The following is a 17,938-nucleotide window of genomic DNA, read 5'->3' on the forward strand; positions in this document are numbered from 1 at the left end:
GAGATGGTGATGCCTGGCGACAACATCAAAATGGTGGTGGAGCTGATTGCGCCGATCGCGATGGAAGAAGGCCTGCGCTTCGCCATCCGTGAAGGCGGCAAGACGGTCGGCGCCGGCGTCGTCGCCAAGATCATCAAGTAACTCAATTCAACGTGGCGCCGTCGGAACCAACCCGCCGGCGCTTCAAGAGACTGCAATCATGGCAACGAACCAGAACATCCGCATCCGTCTGAAAGCGTTCGATCATCGTCTGATCGACAACTCGGCGCGTGAAATCGTCGAGACCGCCAAGCGCACGGGTGCCACCGTCAAGGGTCCGGTGCCGCTGCCGACCAAGATGGAACGCTTCACGCTGCTGGTCTCCCCGCACGGCGATAAAGACGCGCGCGACCAGTACGAGATCCGTACCCACAAGCGCCTGATGGACATCCTGAACCCGACGGACAAGACCGTCGACGCACTGATGAAGCTGGAATTGCCGGCCGGTGTGGACGTCCAGATCAAGCTCAACTGAGAGTCGCTCGGGGCGCCGGCTAGCGCCGTCGCCCCCTCGCGAGGCAGAGATTTTTATTTTTTATGTGGGCGGCGCAGCCGCCAATGTAGAAAAAACCAAGATAAAGCGGCCGGCGGAGCCGGCAAGCTACTGAGACGCTTGCAAAGTCAGGCTGGCTGACTATAATTCGCGCCTCTTTTGCGCCGAGGTCTGGCCCTGACGGGGTACCGCTCGAGCGGCATGACTGGGACTCTCCCGGTCGTTCCTCTCGAACTCCTGTCGCCGATTTCACTGCAGAAACAAGTTTTTAGCGTTCGTGGCCAATCGCAGTCACGGGCGTGGATCAGCGCGGTGTCGCACTGTTTCGGTCATGAGCCGGGACGGGCGGTGTCGGCGCCGTTGAATTGAGTATTAACGAGGAATCCTCATGAGCGCTGCCAAGACCCCTGGTCTGGTCGGTCGAAAGGCGGGTATGACGCGCGTCTTCACTGAAGCGGGCGAGACCGTGCCGGTGACCGTCATCGAAGCCGTGCCGAACCGCGTTACGCAGGTTCGCACTGTCGAAGCCGATGGCTATCGCGCCGTGCAGGTCGCCGTTGGCGATCGCAAGGCGTCGCATACCAACAAGGCCCTCACTGGCCATTACGCCAAAGTCAAAGTGGCTCCCGGCAAATCGCTGGTCGAGTTTCGCCTCAAGGGCGAAGAGCTGAAGGACGTCGCTGCAGGCTTCGAGCTCAAGGTCGATCAGTTCGAAGTCGGCCAGGTCGTCGACGTGACCGGCACCACCATCGGTAAAGGCTTCGCCGGCACCATGAAGCGTCACAACTTCGGTGGTCTGCCTGCCTCGCACGGTGTGTCCGTGTCGCATCGCTCGCCCGGTTCTATCGGTCAGCGTCAGACCCCGGGCCGCGTGTTCCTCGGTAAGCGCATGTCCGGCCACATGGGCCAGGTCCGTCGCACCATCGAGAACCTCAAGGTCGTACGCATCGACACCGAGCGCAACCTGATCCTGATCAGCGGCGCCGTGCCGGGTGCGGATGGCGGCCAGGTCATCGTGCGTCCGTCGGTGAAGGCTGCTGCGCAGCTGCGCCGCAAGCGCGTTGCCCCGGCGAAGAAGTAAGAGTAGTCGCCCATGAACCTCAAACTCATCAGCAAAGGCGCGCAGGCTCAGGACGTTCAGGTCTCCGACACGACGTTCGCCCGCGAGTACAACGAATCTCTGGTGCACCAGATCATCGTCGCTTATATGGCGGCCGGTCGTGCGGGCACCAAAGCGCAAAAAACCAAGGCCGAAGTGCGTGGCGGCGGCATCAAGCCGTGGCGCCAGAAGGGCACCGGTCAGGCGCGTGCCGGCTCGATCCGCAGCCCGATTTGGGTGGGCGGTGGTCGCGCGTTCGCTGCCAAGCCTCGTGATTTCTCCCAGAAAGTGAACCGCAAGATGTATCGCGCGGCGCTGCAGGCCATGTTGTCGCAGCTGGCCCGCACCGATCGCTTGCAGGTGGTGAACGGCATCGAATTGGAAGCGCCGAAGACCAAGCTGCTGGTGCAGAAGCTCAAGGAACTGAACCAGGGCGATAACGTGCTGTTGCTGGTCGAAGCGTTCGACGAAAAGCTCGAGCTGGCTTCGCGCAACCTGCCGTATATCGACGTGTTGCCGGTGAGTGCGCTCGATCCGCTGAGCCTCGCTCGTCATGACCAAGTGCTCGCGACGGTCGGTGCCGTTCGCCTGCTCGAAGAGAGGCTCGCATGAGTCAGGAAAAACTGATGAACGTGCTGCTCGGACCTCATGTGTCCGAGAAGAGCGCGCGTATCGCCGAGACGGCGAACCAATTCGTGTTCCGCGTGCGCCGCGACGCGACCAGCAGCGACATCAAGGCTGCGGTCGAGTTGATGTTCGAAGTCAAAGTTGCGGACGTGAACGTAGTGAACGTCGGCGGCAAGCAGAAGCGCTTCGGCCAGCGGCTCGGTCGCCGGCAGGATTACAAGAAGGCTTATGTGCGCCTGGCCCCGGGTCAGAGCATCGATCTGACCGGAACGGAGGCCTGATCGCCGCTACGGCATCGGGAAATCAGTCATGGCATTGATCAAATCCAAACCGACCTCGCCGGGTCGTCGCTTCCAGGTCAAGATCTCGCGCGATCACCTGCACAAGGGTGGCCCCGAGACCTCGCTGGTCACGCACAAGAATTCGACCGGCGCGCGTAACCACTTCGGCCGTCAGACCGTGCGCCACCAGGGCGGCGGTCACAAGCAGAAGTATCGCGTCATCGACTTCCTGCGCGACAAAGACGGCATTGCCGGCAAAGTCGAACGCGTCGAATACGATCCGAACCGCACCGCGCATCTGGCGCTCGTGCTGTACAAGGATGGCGAGCGTCGTTACATCATCGCGACCAAGGACATGGCTCCTGGCGACGCAGTGATGTCGGGCGCCGAAGCCCCGATCAAATCTGGCAACGCGATGCAGCTGCGCCACATTCCGATCGGCACCACGATTCATTGCATCGAGTTGAAGCCCGGCAAGGGCGCCCAGCTCGCTCGCAGCGCCGGCGGCTCGGCCCAGCTGGCTGCTCGCGAAGGCATGTACGCGACGATTCGTCTGCGCTCCACTGAGATGCGCAAGGTGCACGTCGACTGCCGCGCGACCATCGGTGAAGTTTCTAACGGCGAACACAACCTGCGTAGCTACGGCAAGGCCGGTGCCATCCGTTGGCGCGGCATCCGCCCGACGGTGCGTGGTGTGGTGATGAACCCGGTCGATCACCCGCACGGTGGTGGTGAAGGTAAGTCCGGCCAGGGTAATCCGCATCCGGTGAGCCCGTGGGGTTGGAATACCAAGGGCAAGAAGACGCGTCGTAACAAGCGCACGGCGGGCATGATCATCCGCCGCCGTAATTGAGCTTAAGAGGATCACCACGTGCCTCGTTCCGTAAAGAAAGGTCCGTTTGTCGACCTGCACCTCGCCAAGAAGGTGCGCGTCGCTTCCGAGAAGAACGATCGTCGCCCGATCAAAACCTGGTCGCGCCGTTCGATGATCCTGCCGGATATGGTGGGATTGACGCTCGCCGTGCATAACGGACGCCAGCACATTCCTGTGCTCGTGTCCGAGAACATGGTCGGCCACAAGCTGGGTGAGTTCGCTCCGACGCGTACCTTCAAGGGTCACTCGGGCGACAAGAAGAGCTCGGCGGAGTAATTACATGCAAGTCGCTGCCACACTGAAGTACGCGCGCATTTCTCCGCAGAAGTGCCGCCTGATCGCCGACCTGGTCCGCGGTAAGCCCGTGGGTCTGGCGCTGAACACGCTGCGCTACACGCCGAAGAAAGGCGCGAAGCTGGTGCGTAAGGTGCTGGAATCGGCGATTGCCAATGCGGAAAACAATCTGAGCGCGGACGTGGATGAGCTGAAGGTGCAGACCATCACCATCGACACCGCCCCGGTGCTGAAGCGTTTCCACGCGCGTGCCAAGGGCCGCGGCAATCGGATTTGGAAGCGCAACAGTCACATCATCGTGACGGTCGGCGACGGCAAGAGCGAGTAAGAACCATGGGTCAAAAAGTCAATCCGGTCGGCTTCCGCCTCGGCATCACCCGTGAGTGGACCTCGAAGTGGTACGCGTCGACCAAGAATTTTCCGTCGCACGTGTACACCGACTTCCAGGTGCGCGAGCTGTTGAAGAAGAAGTTGTCCGAAGCCTCGGTCAGCCGCATTCAGATCGAACGCGCCGCGCGCAAAGTGAACATCACTATTCACACTGCGCGTCCTGGCATCGTGATCGGTAAGAAGGGCGAGGACATCGAGAAGCTGCGCGGTCAGGTCTCGAAGATGATGAAGATGCCGGCCGGCGACGTCCGCATCAACATCGCCGAGATCCGTAAGCCTGAGCTCGACGCCATGCTGGTTGCCGAAGGCATTGCCCAGCAGCTGGAGCGTCGCGTGATGTTCCGTCGCGCCATGAAGCGCGCCGTGACCAACACCATGCGCATCGGCGCTCTGGGCATCAAGGTGCGTGTGGCCGGTCGCTTGAACGGCGCCGAAATCGCTCGCACCGAGCAGTATCGCGAAGGCCGGATTCCGCTGCACACGCTGCGCGCGGACATCGACTACGGCTTGGCCGAAGCCCGCACCAACTATGGCGTCATCGGCGTCAAGGTGTGGATCTTCAAGGGCGAAGTGTTCAATACGCAGGAACAGCCGGCGGAAGCCGCTGATGGTCAGGCTGCAACCGCCTCGGCGGAAGCGACTGCCTGAGGTAATCGACCATGATGCAACCTAAACGCACCAAGTACCGCAAGGCGTTCAAGGGCCGCAATGCCGGCCTCGCGCAAAGCGGTAACTACGTCGCCTTCGGCGAGTACGGTCTCAAGGCCACCAGCCGTGCGCGCATGACTGCGCGTGAGTTGGAAGCCGCGCGTCGTGCCATGACCCGCTACGTGAAGCGCGGCGGTCAGGTGTGGATCCGCGTGTTCCCCGACCTGCCGATCAGCAAGAAGCCGCTGGAAGTCCGCATGGGCTCCGGTAAGGGCAACGTCGAGTACTACGTCGCCAAGATCAAGCCCGGCAAAGTGCTGTTCGAGATGGAAGGCGTGACCGAAGCCATTGCACGTGAAGCGTTCCGCCTGGCTTCCTCGAAGCTGTCGGTGGACACGCAGTTCGTGACCCGCCAGGTCCGGTAAGAGATAGACCATGAGCACCGCTAAAGAATTGCGCGCCAAGTCGCCCGCCGACCTGCAGAAAGAACTGCTGGAGCTGCGTCGCGAACAGTTCAACCTTCGCATGGCCCGGGCCACCGGCCAGGCTGCGAAGCCGCACGATTTCACTCGCGTTCGTCGCGACATCGCGCGCCTGAAGACCGTGGCCGGCGAACAGCGCCGCGCGAAAGGTAAGTAATCATGAGCACTGAGAAGACTGACAAGAAGGCTGCGCGTCAGCTGACCGGCAAGGTCGTCAGCAACAAGATGCAGAAGACCATCACGGTCTCGGTCGAGCGCTATGTGCCGCATCCGCAGTACGGCAAGTACCAGCGCCGCAGCACGCAGTTCCTCGCTCATGACGAGAACAACGAAAGCCGTGAAGGCGACACCGTGGCCATCGAAGAATGCCGCCCGCTGTCGCGTCACAAGTCCTGGCGCCTGGTGAAGATCGTGCAGCGCGCCGTGCAGGTTGAATCGGTGGAGGCCGCGCCATGATCCAGATGCGCACGCTATTGAATGCCGCCGATAACAGCGGCGCCCGCAGCCTGATGTGCATCAAGGTGCTCGGTGGCTCGAAGCGTCGCTATGCGACGGTCGGCGATGTCATCAAGGTCAGCATCCGTGATGCCATCCCGCGCGGCAAAGTGAAGAAGGGCGAGGTCTATGACGCCGTGGTCGTGCGCACCAAGTTCGGTGTGCGTCGTGCCGACGGTTCGTTGATCCGCTTCGACGGCAACGCTGCGGTGTTGCTGACCAACAAGTTGGAACCAGTGGGCACTCGTATCTTCGGACCCGTCACGCGCGAACTGCGCACGGCGCAGTTCATGAAGATCATCTCGCTGGCGCCCGAAGTACTCTGAGAGTTGTGAGTCATGAAGAAGATTCGCAAAGGTGACGAAGTCGTCGTGATCGCGGGCCGTGATAAGGGCCGCCGCGGCACGATCGTCAAGCTGCTCGAGGACCGCGTGGTCGTCGAGGGCATCAACACAGTCAAGCGGCACACCAAGCCGAACCCCCAGCGCAACGTGCAGGGCGGCATCGTCGAGAAAGAAGCCTCGATCGATCTGTCCAACGTGGCGTTGTGGAATCCGGTGACGAAGAAGGCGGACCGCGTGGGCATTCGCACGCTGGCCGACGGCAAGAAAGTGCGCTTCTTCAAGTCCAACAAGGAAACCGTCGACGCCTGAGGCGTTGGAGCGGGTCCATAGGTAAACGAAGATGGCAAAGGCAAGACTCGAACAAATTTATCGCGACAGCATCGTTGCCAAACTGCAGGAAACGTTGCAGCTGGCGAACGTCATGGAAGTACCGAAGATCACCAAGATCACGGTCAACATGGGCGTTGGCGAAGCGGTCGCGGACAAGAAGATCATGGACAACGCGGTCGGCGATCTCACCAAGATCACCGGTCAGAAGCCGTTGGTGACCAAAGCGCGCAAGTCGGTTGCGACCTTCAAGGTCCGCGACGGTCAGGCGATCGGCGCCAAGGTGACGCTGCGCGGCGCGCGTATGTATGAGTTCTTGGATCGTCTGGTGAGCATCGCGATGCCTCGTATCCGCGACTTCCGCGGTGTCAGCGCGCGCTCCTTCGACGGCCAGGGCAATTACAACTTCGGCGTCAAGGAACAGATCATCTTCCCGGAAATCGCATACGACCAGATCGATGCGATCCGCGGTATGGACATCACGATCACCACCACCGCCAAGGACGACAAGTCCGGCCGCGCGTTGTTGGAAGCGTTCAATTTTCCGTTCCGCAAGTAACGGCGGGAGTTAGGTTATGGCCAAGACATCGATGGTCAATCGCGAGACGAAGCGGGCGAAGCTGGTGAAGCGCTACGCCGCTAAACGCGCGAAACTGAAAGAGATCATTCGCAAGCCGACTTCCACGCCGGCGGAACGCGAAGCTGCTGTCGCTCAGTTGCAGGCTCTGCCGCGCGACTCGAGCAAGAGCCGCCAGCGTAATCGCTGCGCAATCACCGGCCGTCCGCGCGGTTTCTACCGCAAGTTCGGATTGGGCCGCACCAAGCTGCGCGAAGCGACCATGCGCGGCGAAATTCCGGGCCTCGGCATGGCCAGCTGGTAACAGCTGGTACCTCTGGAGCACGCATAAATGAGCATGACGGATCCGATCGCCGACTTCCTGACCCGTATTCGTAACGGGCAGTCTTCTGGCAAAACCGAAATCAACGCCCCCACCTCCAAGGTGAAGCTGGCGATTGCCAAGGTGCTGAAGGACGAAGGCTATATCGAAAACTTCTCCGCGACCGACGTCGAGGGCAAGCCGACGCTGGCAGTACAGCTGAAGTACTTCCAGGGCCGGCCGGTCATCGACCGCCTGGAGCGCATCAGCCGCCCCGGCCTGCGGGTCTACAAGGGCAAAGACGAGCTGCCTGCGGTCCTCGGCGGACTGGGTATCGCCATCGTTTCCACGTCGCAGGGCGTGATGACGGATCGCCAGGCACGTGCTTCCGGGCACGGCGGCGAAGTCATCTGCGTCGTTTCCTAATAGGGACGCACAGCAATGTCTCGAGTAGCTAAACAGCCGGTTCCCCTGCCGCAGGGCGTGACCGCAACGATCAGCGCCGACGCCATCAGCATCAAGGGCGCCAAGGGCACGCTGAGCCTCGCGCTCAATGCCAAGCTGGTGAAAGTGGTGCAGGACGCCGCCGCCCTCAAGGTGGAGAAGGCCAACGACGGTCGCGAAGCCGACATGGTCGCGGGCTCGACGCGCGCGCACCTCGCCAACATCGTGGAAGGTGTCAGCAAGGGCTACGAGCGCAAGCTCGAACTGGTCGGCGTCGGTTACCGCGCCGCTGCCCAGGGCAAGAACCTCAACCTGACGTTGGGCTTCTCGCACCCGGTGGTCTACACCGCGCCTGAAGGCATCACCATCGAAACGCCGAGCCAGACCGAAATTCTGGTCAAGGGCTCGGACGTGCAGAAGCTCGGCCAGGTTTGTGCCGACATCCGCGCGTTCCGTCCGCCTGAGCCGTACAAGGGCAAGGGCGTGCGCTATGCCGGTGAGAAGATCGAACTGAAGGAAGCCAAGAAGAAGTAAACATCGGCGCTGCTGGGTTCCCAACGGAAAACCAGAGTGCATCGGTTACTTTTTTAGAGAGTTATTTCATGAACAAAAATGCTCAACGACTGCGCCGCGCGGTTCGCGCACGCGCCAAGATCCGCGAACTGAAGGTTCTGCGCTTGTCGGTGCATCGCACGTCGCAACATATCTATGCGCAGATCTTCGACACCGAGTCGAAGGTGCTGGCGTCGGCGTCGACCTTGCAGAAGGACGTGCGCGGCGAATTGAAGGGCACCGGCAACGCGACCGCCGCTGCCGCGGTCGGCAAAGCAATTGCCGAGCGTGCCAAGGCTGCGGGCATCACCAAGGTGGCGTTCGATCGTTCCGGCTTCAAATTCCACGGTCGTATCAAGGCGCTGGCCGATGCAGCGCGTGAGAACGGTCTGGAATTCTAAGAGAGACACACATGGCCAGAGTTGAAAAAAACGCGACGGGCGACGAGTACATCGAAAAGCTCGTGGCGGTGAATCGCGTCGCCAAAGTCGTGAAGGGCGGTCGCCAGTTCGGCTTCACCGCGCTCACGGTGGTCGGCGACGGGCGCGGCAAGGTCGGCTTCGGTTACGGCAAGGCGCGTGAAGTGCCGGTCGCGATCCAGAAGGCGATGCAGGCTGCTCGCAAGAACCTGTCGAACGTGTCGTTGAAGAACGCGACGCTGCACTACGCAGTGTCCGGCCGTCACGGCGCGACTCGCGTGCACATGCAGCCGGCCGCTGACGGTACCGGCTTGATCGCGGGCGGCGGTATGCGCGCCGTGTTCGAGTGTGCCGGTGTGCGCAACGTGCTCGCCAAGAGCTACGGCTCGCGTAACCCGATCAACATCGTGCGCGCCACGATGAATGCGTTGAACAGCGCGCAGTCGCCCGATGACATCGCGGCGAAGCGTGGCAAGCGCGTCGAAGAGATCCTCGGCTGACGCCGGGCTCCTACGCGAACTTATTTAGGAAGTCGTCATGGCAAGCAACAAGGGCTACAAGGTCACGCTCGTGAAGAGCTACTTCGGCCAGCTCAAGGCTCATCGCGCCACGGTGCGTGGCCTCGGTCTGCGCCGTATTCGTGACACGGTGACCGTGGCGGACACGCCGGAAATTCGCGGCATGCTGAGCGCCTCGCGCCACCTGCTGAAAGTCGAAGAGGTGAAGGGCTAATGAGTACCGATACCATGCGCCTCAATGAGATGTCTCCCGCTCCGGGCAGCAAGAAGATCCGCCTGCGCGTGGGTCGCGGCGCTTCCGCCGGCCAGGGCAAGACCTGCGGCCGCGGCGTGAAGGGTCAGCGCGCTCGTAAGGGTGGCTATCACAAGGTCGGCTTCGAAGGCGGCCAGATGCCCCTGCAGCGCCGGCTGCCGAAGTTCGGCTTCCGCTCCAAGATCGCCCCGCTGGTGGCCGAAGTGCGCCTGTCGGAGCTTGCAAAGGTCAAAGGCGACGTCATTGACCTGGAGATCCTGCGCGCCACCAACCTGGTGCCGGAGTTCGCCCAGCGTGCACGCATCGTGTTGTCGGGCGGCATCAGTCGCGCGGTGACCGTCAAGGGTGTGCACCTGACGAAGGGCGCCAAGGCTGCCATCGAGGCGGCTGGCGGCAAGATCGAAGCGGTCGAGGCTGCCCCTGCTAAGTAAGCAGTAAGCAGCCTCCGACACATCGACCCGTAACGATACTTAACGACAAGGACTCCGTGGCCACCAAACCCGCCACCGCTGCGTCTCTGTCCGCCTTCGGCGAGATGACCCGCTTCGCAGAGCTGCGACAGCGGTTGTTCTTCTTGCTGGGTGCGCTGATCGTGTATCGCATCGGCACATTTATTCCAGCGCCGGGTATCGACCCGGTGGCGCTCGCGCGCTTCTTCGAGCAGCAGCAGGGCACCATCCTGGACATCTTCAACATGTTCTCCGGCGGTGCGCTGGAACGGTTGTCGATCTTCGCGCTGGGTGTGATGCCGTACATCTCCGCGTCCATCATCATTCAGATGATGGCGGTGGTGGTGCCGTCACTGGCAGCGATCAAGAAGGAAGGCGAGTCGGGTCGTCGCAAACTGACGCAGTACACGCGCTACGGCACGGTGTTGCTGGCGGCGGTGCAGGGCGCTTCGGCAGCCATCGCGTTCCAGAACCAGGGCGTAGTGGTGAATCCGGGCCCGCAGTTCGTGTTCGTCGCGACCATGACCTTGATCGCCGGCACGATGTTCCTGATGTGGCTGGGTGAGCAGATCACCGAGCGCGGTCTGGGCAACGGTATTTCGATGATCATTTTGGCCGGTATCGTCGCGGGCTTGCCGGCGGCTATCGGCGGCACGTTGGAACTGGTGCGTACTGGTGAAATCAACGCGGCGGTGGCGCTGGTGTTGTTCGCCATGGTGATCGGTGTAACGGCTTTCGTGGTGTTCGTGGAACGCGGCCAGCGTCGCATCCAGGTGAACTACGCGAAGCGTCAGCAAGGTCGTCGCTTGTACGCCGGCCAGAGCACGCATCTGCCGTTCAAGTTGAACATGTCGGGTGTGATTCCGCCGATTTTCGCGTCGAGCTTGCTGTTGTTCCCGGCGACCATCGCCAGCTGGGGCGGCTCTTCGGGCAATTTCAGCTGGATGCAGAACGTGTCGGCAGCGCTGACTCCGGGTCAGCCGGCGCACATGGTTCTGTACGGCGGCTTGATCATTTTCTTCTGCTTCTTCTACACCGCGCTGGTGTTCAACTCGCGCGAGACGGCGGAGAACTTGAAGAAGTCGGGTGCTTTCATTCCGGGTATCCGCCCGGGTCAGCAGACCGGCGAGTACATCGACAAGGTGCTGACGCGGTTGACGGTTTGGGGTGCGCTGTACGTGACCATCGTCTGCTTGCTGCCTGAGTTCCTGATTTCGCGCTTCAGCGTGCCGTTCTACTTCGGCGGAACGTCGCTGCTGATCATGGTGGTGGTGATCATGGACTTCCAGGCGCAGGTCGCGGCGCACCTGATGTCGCACCAGTACGAGGGCCTGATGAAGAAGGCCAACCTGCGCGGCTACAACCGTCCAGGGTCTACAAGTTAAGTCTGTGACGGGGACAGATTTGAAATCTGTCCCCATCCGAGATTGGAGTGAGTCATGAAGGTCCGTGCATCCGTCAAGAAGATTTGCAAGAACTGCAAGGTCGTGCGCCGCCGTCGGGTGGTGTACGTAATCTGCTCCGACGCCCGCCATAAACAGCGTCAGGGCTGATAGGCCGCAGTCGCAGCCTTTAAAGCATTGAGTTACAGGGTTTTTTAGTTTACAGTTCCGCGCTTTTCTGCGCGGGGAGTGCTCGACAGATGGCTCGTATCGCCGGCGTCAACATACCGATGAACAAGCATGTGTGGGTTGGCCTCACACATATCTTTGGCGTTGGCCGTACCCAGGCTGAAAAGGCTTGTGACACCGCTGGCGTGAAGCGCAATACGCTGGTCAAGAACTTGACCGACGCGGAAGTGGCGGCGTTGCGTTCGGCCATCAGCAAGCTCACGGTCGAAGGCGACCTGCGCCGCGAAGTGTCCATGAATATCAAGCGCTTGATGGACCTCGGTTGCTACCGGGGCATCCGTCATCGCCGCGGTTTGCCGCTGCGTGGTCAGCGTACTCGCACCAATGCCCGCACCCGAAAGGGTCCGCGTAAGGCAGCGGTGAAGATGAACACCCCGGCCGGCAAGGCATAAAGGTTAAGGCAGAGGATTTATGGCTGAGCAGAAGCAACAGGGCCAAGGGGCCGGCGGCGGCTCCAAGGGCGGCAAGAAGAAGGTCAAGAAGCATGTGACCGACGCCATCGCCCATGTGCACGCGTCGTTCAACAACACCATCGTCACGATCACCGATCGTCAGGGCAACACCCTGTCGTGGGCGACTTCGGGCGGTTGTGGTTTCCGCGGCTCGCGTAAGAGCACGCCGTTCGCCGCTCAGGTTGCCGCCGAGAAGGCCGGCAACGCTGCGCAGGAACACGGCGTGAAGATGGTGGAAGTGCGCGTCAAGGGCCCCGGCCCGGGTCGCGAGTCCGCTGTCCGCGCGCTCAATGCCTGCGGTCTGAAGATCACCAACATTTCTGACGTCACGCCGATCCCGCACAACGGCTGCCGTCCGCCCAAAAAGCGCCGCGTGTAACGCGTCGCTAAGGAAGTCGCATGGCTCGTTATCTTGGTCCGAAGTGCAAGCTGTCTCGCCGCGAAGGCACCGACTTGTTCTTGAAGAGCGGCGTCAAGTCGCTGGAATCGAAGTGCAAGCTCGAAGTGCCGCCGGGCGGCATCAAGGGTGAGCGTCGTGGTCGGTTGTCCGACTACGGCTTGCAGTTGCGCGAGAAGCAAAAGCTGCGTCGTATGTACGGCGTACTTGAAAGACAGTTCCGCAACTACTACATCAAGGCTACCGGTCGTCCGGGCGCAACGGGTTCGACCCTGTTGCAGCTGCTGGAAGGCCGGCTCGACAACGTGGTGTACCGCATGGGTTTTGCTGCTACGCGCAGTGAAGCTCGTCAGCTGGTCAGCCACAAGTCGATCTCGGTGAATGGCGAAGTGGTGAACATCCCTTCGTACCAGGTCAGCGCGGGCGATGTGGTTGCAGTACGTGAGAAGGCGCAGAAGCAGCTGCGTATTCAGACGGCGTTGCAGATCAAGTCCCAGGTCGGCTTTCCGGCATGGGTTGAGGTCGATGAGAAGAAATTTACCGGCACCTTCAAGCAGCTGCCCGACCGCGAAGAGATTCTGCCCGAGATCAATGAGAATCTCGTGGTCGAGTTGTATTCGAAATAATTAGTCATGTGCCGGGGACGGAAGCAATTCCGTCCCCGACCCTGATCTCTGGAGCCAGCGCTCGAAGCTGTCTCCAACACTTACCTGATAGGTGAATGGTCCATGCAGGCATCCGTTGGCGAATTCCTGAAGCCTCGTGTCGTCAAGGTGACTCCCACGACCGCCAAACAGGCGAAAGTTGTGATCGAGCCCTTTGAACGCGGCTTCGGTCACACGCTGGGCAACGCCCTGCGCCGCGTGCTGTTGTCCTCCATGCCCGGCTGCGCGATCACCGAGGCGGAGATCGACGGCGTGTTGCACGAGTACACCAGCATCGAAGGTGTGCAGGAAGACGTGGTCGACATTTTGTTGAACCTGAAGCAGGTCGCGATCCGCTTGAATGCGCGTGAAGAGACCGAGCTGCGCCTCCACAAGAAGGGCCCCGGCCCGGTGACCGCTGGCGACATCCAGCTGGATCACGACGTGGAAGTGCTGAACACCGACCTGGTCATCGCAAATCTGACCAAGGCCGGCGAATTGAACATGACCTTGAAGGTCGAGCGCGGCCGCGGCTACCGCCCGGCGATCCAGCGCGCGACGTTCGAAGAGTCCAGCGGCCCGATCGGCCGTCTGCAACTCGATGCGTCGTTCAGCCCGATCCGTCGCGTGACCTACACGGTCGAGAGCGCGCGCGTCGAGCAGCGTACCAACCTGGACAAGCTGATTCTGGACATCGAAACCAACGGCACCATCGACGCGGAAGAAGCCATTCGCCGCGCCGGTTCGATCCTCAAGGATCAGCTGTCGGTGTTCGTCGATCTGCAGGGCCAGGACGAAGGCGCCGCCAAGGCGGCCGAGCAGCAGTTCGATCCGATCCTGTTGCGCCCGGTCGATGAGCTGGAGCTCACCGTGCGTAGCGCGAACTGCTTGAAGGCCGAGAACATCCATTACATCGGTGACCTGGTGCAGCGGACCGAAGTGGAGCTGCTGCGTACGCCGAACCTCGGCAAGAAGTCGCTCACCGAGATCAAGGAAGTGCTCGAGAGCCATGGTCTGTCGCTGGGTATGCGCTTGGACAACTGGCCGCCGGTCAGCCTGAAGCGCGACGACGAGCGCGACGTTATTTAAGACTCTAGGGCTCAGCTGGGCTGAGCCCTGGTTCCTGGTTAAGGACTGAAGAACAATGCGTCATCAACTTTCCGGTCGGCAGCTAAGCCGCAACGCCCCGCATCGCCAGGCGATGCTGCGTAACATGGCAGCCTCGCTGCTGCGTCACGAGACCATCCGCACCACCGTGCCGAAGGCCAAGGAATTGCGTCGCGTGGTCGAGCCGTTGATCACGCTCGGCAAGGACGACAGCGATGCCAACCGTCGCCGTGCGTTCTCCCTGCTGCGCGATGCCGAAGTGGTCGTGAAGTTGTTCGAGACCCTCGGTCCCCGTTTCAACACGCGTCCAGGCGGTTACACCCGCATCCTGCGCATGGATCCGCGTCCGGGCGATGCCGCTCCGATGGCGCTGATGCAGCTGTTGGATCAGCCGGCTCCGATCTCTGAAGACGCTGCTCCTTCCACCGAAGGTGAAGAGGCTGCGCCCAAGAAGAAGGCCGCCCCGAAGAAGAAGGCGACTTCCAAGCGCGTGACCAAGAAAGTCGTGAAGAGCGACGCCGAAAAGGCTGCGAAGAAGGCCAAGGCTGAGACCAAGGCCGCTGCCAAGGCCAAGAAGGTCGAAGCTGCCGCTGCCAAGAAGTCCGCGAAGAAAACCGCTGCGCCGAAGAAGAAGGCCGGTGGCCCTGCCAAGAAGAAGGCAGCTTCTAAGAAGTGAGAGGTGCGCCGCGCGTGACGCGGCGTGCTTCGAAGAGATAAGAGGCCCTGGGCGAAAGCTCAGGGCCTTTTTCTTTACGGCGTCTCGCCGGAGGCAGTGCTGGAAGAAATGTGCACGTACTGTCCGCCCGATTCCTCGGCCATGGCTTCCAGTGCGTGACCGCTGGCTCGATCGTCCAACGAAATCGTGTTGATGACGGTGCCGGTGTTCTCTTCGTCGCGACCCGAGAAAGAGAAGAACTTGGCCAGCGAATCGAGGAACGAAGTGCTTTCGCCGGCGCGCAGCCGAGCGCAGTCCGATGCGTCGAAGTCGTACAGCTCGCCGTCGGTGAGAAAGTAGACGGCGTCCGGTTTGCCGCCCAACGAGAACACTCGCTTGAACGCCGGCGCCGGATACGTGCCGCCGTCAGGATGGATGTTAGATACCCATTTGATCACCGATGCGACGTTGTCCGCAGTCACGTCCATCCAACCCGACTGTCCCGGTGGTTCCGCAGTGCTGGATGAGAACAGTACGACGAAGAACTGAGCCTGAGTCGACAGTGCTTGCAGCGATGTGACCAGCTCGCGCGTGCACGTTGCCCAGCGTGTGCCGGCCATCGAACCGGACATGTCGAGGATGAACGCAAAGCGGCGGCCACTGGCCTGCTGACCGAAGAATGCAGTGCTCGCAACACCGGTTTGTTTCTTCGCGACGGCACGTGCGCCTTGCGTCGATTGTTTCGTAGCCTTGGCTGGTGATGGTGCGGCTTTCTTGAGCAGCTTCGACGCGAGCGCACCGGCACCACTCGTCTTGCCGAGGGGCTGCCATTGCCACGTGAACTCCGCTGACGCGCCTGTGGTCTCGTCGCGAGCGGTCAATTTACCTGGCGTACCAGCCGCACCGGTAGGAATCACCGCGATCGTGATCGCGCCGTCCTCACGCAATGTTTTCTGATACGAGAGTTGCTCGATCTTCACGCTGATCGGGTTGCCCGCTGTGCTGCTCACCGTGCAGCCGAACGATCGATTGCCGCCCAGCTCCACGGCACGCCACTCAAAGTTCAACGACGCATCGTTATCTGCTCCTGCGACCGGCTCGATGGCGACCGGACCGCCTGGCGCAGGCGCGGTTGGCTGTGTCGATGCCAGCGGCGGTGGCGCCGCTTTGCTCACATCGGCGGATGCTGCCGGCGCGGGCGCAGGCCGCGATTGCGGCTGCGACCGTTGCTGTTGTTGTGGCGGTTGCGGAGGCCGTTGTTGGTTCATGTTGTTCACCAATATCGGGTAACGATCATGGCGCTGCGGGCAGCGAGCTCAGCAAATCCTCACGGGTCAGCTTCACGTTCTTGGGATTGCCGCCGGCGCGTCGGATCGCTTTCTGCGAAGCCTTCTGGATGATGTTGCGAATGTCGCGGCCGCCGATGTTACTCGTGGCTGCCGCCAACTCCGCCGCTACTGTCGCGCGTTCAAACTCGGCTGGCAGCTTGCCCAAGAACAACGTGAACAAATGTTGCCGCTGTTCGATATCGGGATGACCGATCTCGATCTGATCTTCGAAGCGCGACAGCACCGCTGCATCGATCTGCTCGCGAATGTTGGTCGCGGCCAGTACGAACACCGGGCGCTCGGATTTCTTCACGCCGTCCATTTCTTGTAGCAGCTGAGTAACGATTTCGCCGGTGAACGAGTCTGCATTGCTGCCGCCGCGAGTCGAAGCTACGGACTCGATCTCGTCGATGAACAGAATGCACGGCGCTTTGCCGCGTGCTCGCTCGAACAGCTCGCGCACTTTCTGTCCCGACTGTCCCACGAAGCCCGCTTTCATGTCGGCTGTGGTCGCCGCGATGAACGTCAGGCCGCTTTCGTTGGCCAGCGTGCGTGCGATCTGCGTCTTGCCCGTGCCCGGTGGGCCGAACAGCAACGCACCCTTGGGAATGTCGAAGCCCTGCGCCGCGAACTCCTCGCTGTGACGTAACGATTCGCACAAGGTCTTGAGCTTGTCGAGGATGTCCTCGCTGAGCACCAGCGAACCCCAGCGTGCGCCTTGATCGACAGCTTCGCTGCTCGCTTGCGTGTGCTGCTTGAGGACGTCTCGCCAGGTTTCTTCTGTGATCTGTCCGCCGTTCTTGCTCGCCCGCGTGCATACCTCGCTGGCCAGGCGCGCGAGATTGCGACCCGACATGCCGGTGGTGGCCTGGCCGAGGAACTCGGGCAGATCGCTCGGACGCTCCAGCTTCTCCATTTCAAACTTCAGAATCTGTAGCCGTTCCGCCGGACCCGGCAGGTCGATCTGCACGGCCGCGCCGAAGCGCGACACGATGGCATCGTCGAGCAGGTCGCGACGATTGGTGGCACCCACCACCCAGATCTGCTGGCCTTCGGTGCCCACGCCGTCCCACTCAGCTAGGAACGCTTGCACGACTTCGTCGGACGCGGCATCCGCGTTGCTGCCGCCACGTCGCGCGAACACGCCTTCGCATTCGTCGATGAAGATCACGCACCGTCCACGGCCGCGTGCCTGCTCCCAGATCTTCTTAACTTTCTCGCCGCTCTGGCCGACGTAACCGGCTTTCAAATCCGGTCCCTTCAGCGACATGAACTGGCAGCTGGCCGAGTCGGCGATGCGTCGTGCGATCTCGGTCTTGCCGGTGCCCGGCGGTCCGTACAACAGCAAGCCTTTGGGCGCCGCTTTGTCGGCGGCGTTGAACAGACGGATCTTGTCGAGCAGATCGGTCTTGATCTGCGGCGTCAGCACGATGCGCTCCCAGATCTTCGCCAGCTCTGCTTCGCTCACTTCCTTGCCGCGCGGTGTGATTTCGCGCAGTAGATCTTCGCGAGTCAGTACCACCTTGTCCGGCGTGCCGGCACGGATCGCGCGATTGACGGCCTCTTGCGAAGCGTTCTCGACGATCGCCGACATGGCACGACCACCGATGTTATTGGTTCGCTTCGCCAGCTCCGCCGCCATCTCGTCGATGTCGAAATCGGTCTTGAGTTTGCCCAGGAAGACACGGAACAAACGTTGCCGTAAATGAACATCGGGATTCGGGATCTCGATGGTTTCCTTCAAGCGCGAGCGCACCGCTTCGTCCACGGCTTCGGGTCGATTGGTCGCGGCCAGCACGTAGACGTGCCGATCGGTCT

General features: G+C 61.5%; 29 protein-coding genes and 2 pseudogenes. 29 read left to right on the forward strand and 2 right to left on the reverse strand.

The features are described from left to right. The 29 genes and pseudogenes from tuf to rplQ all read left to right on the forward strand — a co-directional run. Nucleotides 1–141 (forward strand): annotated as a pseudogene (gene tuf / locus JNL55_RS25765) (elongation factor Tu); the annotation flags it as partial. A gap of 58 nt (nucleotides 142–199) precedes the next feature. Then, nucleotides 200–514: a 30S ribosomal protein S10 gene (gene rpsJ, locus JNL55_RS25770; protein ID WP_129644601.1), complete on the forward strand. Its 315-nt coding sequence runs from the start codon at nucleotides 200–202 to the stop codon at nucleotides 512–514. Nucleotides 515–920: 406 nt separating this feature from the next. Further along, a complete protein-coding gene (gene rplC / locus JNL55_RS25775) occupies nucleotides 921–1,613 on the forward strand; it encodes a 50S ribosomal protein L3 (protein WP_293861156.1) in 693 nt (230 codons plus the stop codon). 12 nt (nucleotides 1,614–1,625) lie between these two features. Continuing rightward, the gene (rplD, locus tag JNL55_RS25780) at nucleotides 1,626–2,243 is read left to right on the forward strand and encodes a 50S ribosomal protein L4 (RefSeq protein ID WP_293861159.1); all 618 of its coding nucleotides are present in this window, start codon (nucleotides 1,626–1,628) and stop codon (nucleotides 2,241–2,243) included. Next, nucleotides 2,240–2,539 (forward strand): 50S ribosomal protein L23, encoded by a 300-nt coding sequence (gene rplW, locus JNL55_RS25785; protein WP_129775240.1) that lies wholly within the window; start codon nucleotides 2,240–2,242, stop codon nucleotides 2,537–2,539. The genes rplD and rplW overlap by 4 nt, the downstream gene beginning before the upstream one ends. A 28-nt stretch (nucleotides 2,540–2,567) precedes the next feature. Further along, the gene (rplB, locus tag JNL55_RS25790; protein WP_293861166.1) at nucleotides 2,568–3,392 is read left to right on the forward strand and encodes a 50S ribosomal protein L2; all 825 of its coding nucleotides are present in this window, start codon (nucleotides 2,568–2,570) and stop codon (nucleotides 3,390–3,392) included. 18 nt (nucleotides 3,393–3,410) lie between these two features. Further along, nucleotides 3,411–3,689 carry a 30S ribosomal protein S19 gene (gene rpsS / locus JNL55_RS25795; protein WP_293861169.1) on the forward strand — a complete coding sequence of 93 codons (279 nt, stop codon included), beginning with the start codon at nucleotides 3,411–3,413 and terminating at the stop codon, nucleotides 3,687–3,689. 4 nt (nucleotides 3,690–3,693) lie between these two features. Next, a complete protein-coding gene (rplV, locus tag JNL55_RS25800) occupies nucleotides 3,694–4,035 on the forward strand; it encodes a 50S ribosomal protein L22 (RefSeq protein ID WP_293861172.1) in 342 nt (113 codons plus the stop codon). 5 nt (nucleotides 4,036–4,040) lie between these two features. Beyond that, nucleotides 4,041–4,745: a 30S ribosomal protein S3 gene (gene rpsC, locus JNL55_RS25805; RefSeq protein WP_293861175.1), complete on the forward strand. Its 705-nt coding sequence runs from the start codon at nucleotides 4,041–4,043 to the stop codon at nucleotides 4,743–4,745. Between the two features lie 11 nt (nucleotides 4,746–4,756). After that, nucleotides 4,757–5,170: a 50S ribosomal protein L16 gene (rplP, locus tag JNL55_RS25810; protein WP_293861177.1), complete on the forward strand. Its 414-nt coding sequence runs from the start codon at nucleotides 4,757–4,759 to the stop codon at nucleotides 5,168–5,170. Nucleotides 5,171–5,180: 10 nt separating this feature from the next. Next, nucleotides 5,181–5,384, forward strand: coding sequence for a 50S ribosomal protein L29 (gene rpmC, locus JNL55_RS25815; RefSeq protein ID WP_293861180.1), 204 nt, complete (start codon nucleotides 5,181–5,183; stop codon nucleotides 5,382–5,384). Nucleotides 5,385–5,386: 2 nt separating this feature from the next. Beyond that, entirely contained in the window at nucleotides 5,387–5,683 is a 297-nt protein-coding gene (gene rpsQ, locus JNL55_RS25820) for a 30S ribosomal protein S17 (RefSeq protein ID WP_293861183.1), read from the forward strand. Further along, a complete protein-coding gene (gene rplN / locus JNL55_RS25825; protein WP_129775232.1) occupies nucleotides 5,680–6,048 on the forward strand; it encodes a 50S ribosomal protein L14 in 369 nt (122 codons plus the stop codon). Before rpsQ ends, rplN begins: the two co-directional genes overlap by 4 nt. A gap of 12 nt (nucleotides 6,049–6,060) precedes the next feature. Beyond that, complete coding sequence (rplX, locus tag JNL55_RS25830) at nucleotides 6,061–6,375, forward strand: 50S ribosomal protein L24 (RefSeq protein WP_293861187.1); 315 nt, start codon at nucleotides 6,061–6,063, stop codon at nucleotides 6,373–6,375. 31 nt (nucleotides 6,376–6,406) lie between these two features. Continuing rightward, the gene (gene rplE, locus JNL55_RS25835) at nucleotides 6,407–6,952 is read left to right on the forward strand and encodes a 50S ribosomal protein L5 (protein WP_293861190.1); all 546 of its coding nucleotides are present in this window, start codon (nucleotides 6,407–6,409) and stop codon (nucleotides 6,950–6,952) included. A gap of 16 nt (nucleotides 6,953–6,968) precedes the next feature. After that, the gene (rpsN, locus tag JNL55_RS25840; RefSeq protein WP_293861193.1) at nucleotides 6,969–7,274 is read left to right on the forward strand and encodes a 30S ribosomal protein S14; all 306 of its coding nucleotides are present in this window, start codon (nucleotides 6,969–6,971) and stop codon (nucleotides 7,272–7,274) included. A gap of 27 nt (nucleotides 7,275–7,301) precedes the next feature. Next, the gene (gene rpsH, locus JNL55_RS25845; RefSeq protein WP_293861196.1) at nucleotides 7,302–7,697 is read left to right on the forward strand and encodes a 30S ribosomal protein S8; all 396 of its coding nucleotides are present in this window, start codon (nucleotides 7,302–7,304) and stop codon (nucleotides 7,695–7,697) included. 15 nt (nucleotides 7,698–7,712) lie between these two features. Continuing rightward, nucleotides 7,713–8,249, forward strand: a complete 537-nt coding sequence (gene rplF, locus JNL55_RS25850; protein ID WP_293861199.1) for a 50S ribosomal protein L6 — start codon at nucleotides 7,713–7,715, stop codon at nucleotides 8,247–8,249. A gap of 68 nt (nucleotides 8,250–8,317) precedes the next feature. Continuing rightward, nucleotides 8,318–8,668 carry a 50S ribosomal protein L18 gene (rplR, locus tag JNL55_RS25855; RefSeq protein WP_293861202.1) on the forward strand — a complete coding sequence of 117 codons (351 nt, stop codon included), beginning with the start codon at nucleotides 8,318–8,320 and terminating at the stop codon, nucleotides 8,666–8,668. A gap of 11 nt (nucleotides 8,669–8,679) precedes the next feature. Further along, complete coding sequence (rpsE, locus tag JNL55_RS25860; RefSeq protein WP_293861204.1) at nucleotides 8,680–9,186, forward strand: 30S ribosomal protein S5; 507 nt, start codon at nucleotides 8,680–8,682, stop codon at nucleotides 9,184–9,186. Nucleotides 9,187–9,223: 37 nt separating this feature from the next. Next, nucleotides 9,224–9,418, forward strand: coding sequence for a 50S ribosomal protein L30 (gene rpmD / locus JNL55_RS25865; protein ID WP_293861207.1), 195 nt, complete (start codon nucleotides 9,224–9,226; stop codon nucleotides 9,416–9,418). Nucleotides 9,419–9,432: 14 nt separating this feature from the next. Then, nucleotides 9,433–9,888 carry a 50S ribosomal protein L15 gene (gene rplO / locus JNL55_RS25870; RefSeq protein WP_293861231.1) on the forward strand — a complete coding sequence of 152 codons (456 nt, stop codon included), beginning with the start codon at nucleotides 9,433–9,435 and terminating at the stop codon, nucleotides 9,886–9,888. Between the two features lie 104 nt (nucleotides 9,889–9,992). Then, nucleotides 9,993–11,291, forward strand: coding sequence for a preprotein translocase subunit SecY (gene secY / locus JNL55_RS25875; RefSeq protein WP_293861234.1), 1,299 nt, complete (start codon nucleotides 9,993–9,995; stop codon nucleotides 11,289–11,291). A gap of 54 nt (nucleotides 11,292–11,345) precedes the next feature. Next, nucleotides 11,346–11,459, forward strand: coding sequence for a 50S ribosomal protein L36 (rpmJ, locus tag JNL55_RS25880; RefSeq protein WP_116808875.1), 114 nt, complete (start codon nucleotides 11,346–11,348; stop codon nucleotides 11,457–11,459). A gap of 89 nt (nucleotides 11,460–11,548) precedes the next feature. Next, nucleotides 11,549–11,929, forward strand: a complete 381-nt coding sequence (gene rpsM, locus JNL55_RS25885) for a 30S ribosomal protein S13 (RefSeq protein WP_293861213.1) — start codon at nucleotides 11,549–11,551, stop codon at nucleotides 11,927–11,929. A gap of 19 nt (nucleotides 11,930–11,948) precedes the next feature. Continuing rightward, nucleotides 11,949–12,368: a 30S ribosomal protein S11 gene (rpsK, locus tag JNL55_RS25890; RefSeq protein ID WP_293861216.1), complete on the forward strand. Its 420-nt coding sequence runs from the start codon at nucleotides 11,949–11,951 to the stop codon at nucleotides 12,366–12,368. 20 nt (nucleotides 12,369–12,388) lie between these two features. Continuing rightward, the gene (gene rpsD / locus JNL55_RS25895) at nucleotides 12,389–13,012 is read left to right on the forward strand and encodes a 30S ribosomal protein S4 (protein ID WP_129644643.1); all 624 of its coding nucleotides are present in this window, start codon (nucleotides 12,389–12,391) and stop codon (nucleotides 13,010–13,012) included. A 102-nt stretch (nucleotides 13,013–13,114) separates the two neighbouring features. Next, a complete protein-coding gene (locus JNL55_RS25900) occupies nucleotides 13,115–14,119 on the forward strand; it encodes a DNA-directed RNA polymerase subunit alpha (RefSeq protein WP_203170374.1) in 1,005 nt (334 codons plus the stop codon). Nucleotides 14,120–14,174: 55 nt separating this feature from the next. After that, nucleotides 14,175–14,579, forward strand: a pseudogene (gene rplQ / locus JNL55_RS25905) (50S ribosomal protein L17); the annotation flags it as partial. A 308-nt stretch (nucleotides 14,580–14,887) separates the two neighbouring features. Here rplQ and JNL55_RS25910 read toward each other — a convergent pair. Both JNL55_RS25910 and JNL55_RS25915 read right to left on the reverse strand, forming a co-directional pair. Beyond that, nucleotides 14,888–16,060, reverse strand: coding sequence for a hypothetical protein (locus JNL55_RS25910; RefSeq protein WP_293861225.1), 1,173 nt, complete (start codon nucleotides 16,058–16,060; stop codon nucleotides 14,888–14,890). A gap of 25 nt (nucleotides 16,061–16,085) precedes the next feature. Continuing rightward, nucleotides 16,086–17,938: AAA family ATPase (locus tag JNL55_RS25915; RefSeq protein ID WP_293861228.1), on the reverse strand; the 1,853-nt coding region annotated here is incomplete at its 5' end.

Source organism: Steroidobacter sp. (assembly GCF_016790065.1).
Lineage (GTDB): Bacteria > Pseudomonadota > Gammaproteobacteria > Steroidobacterales > Steroidobacteraceae > Steroidobacter.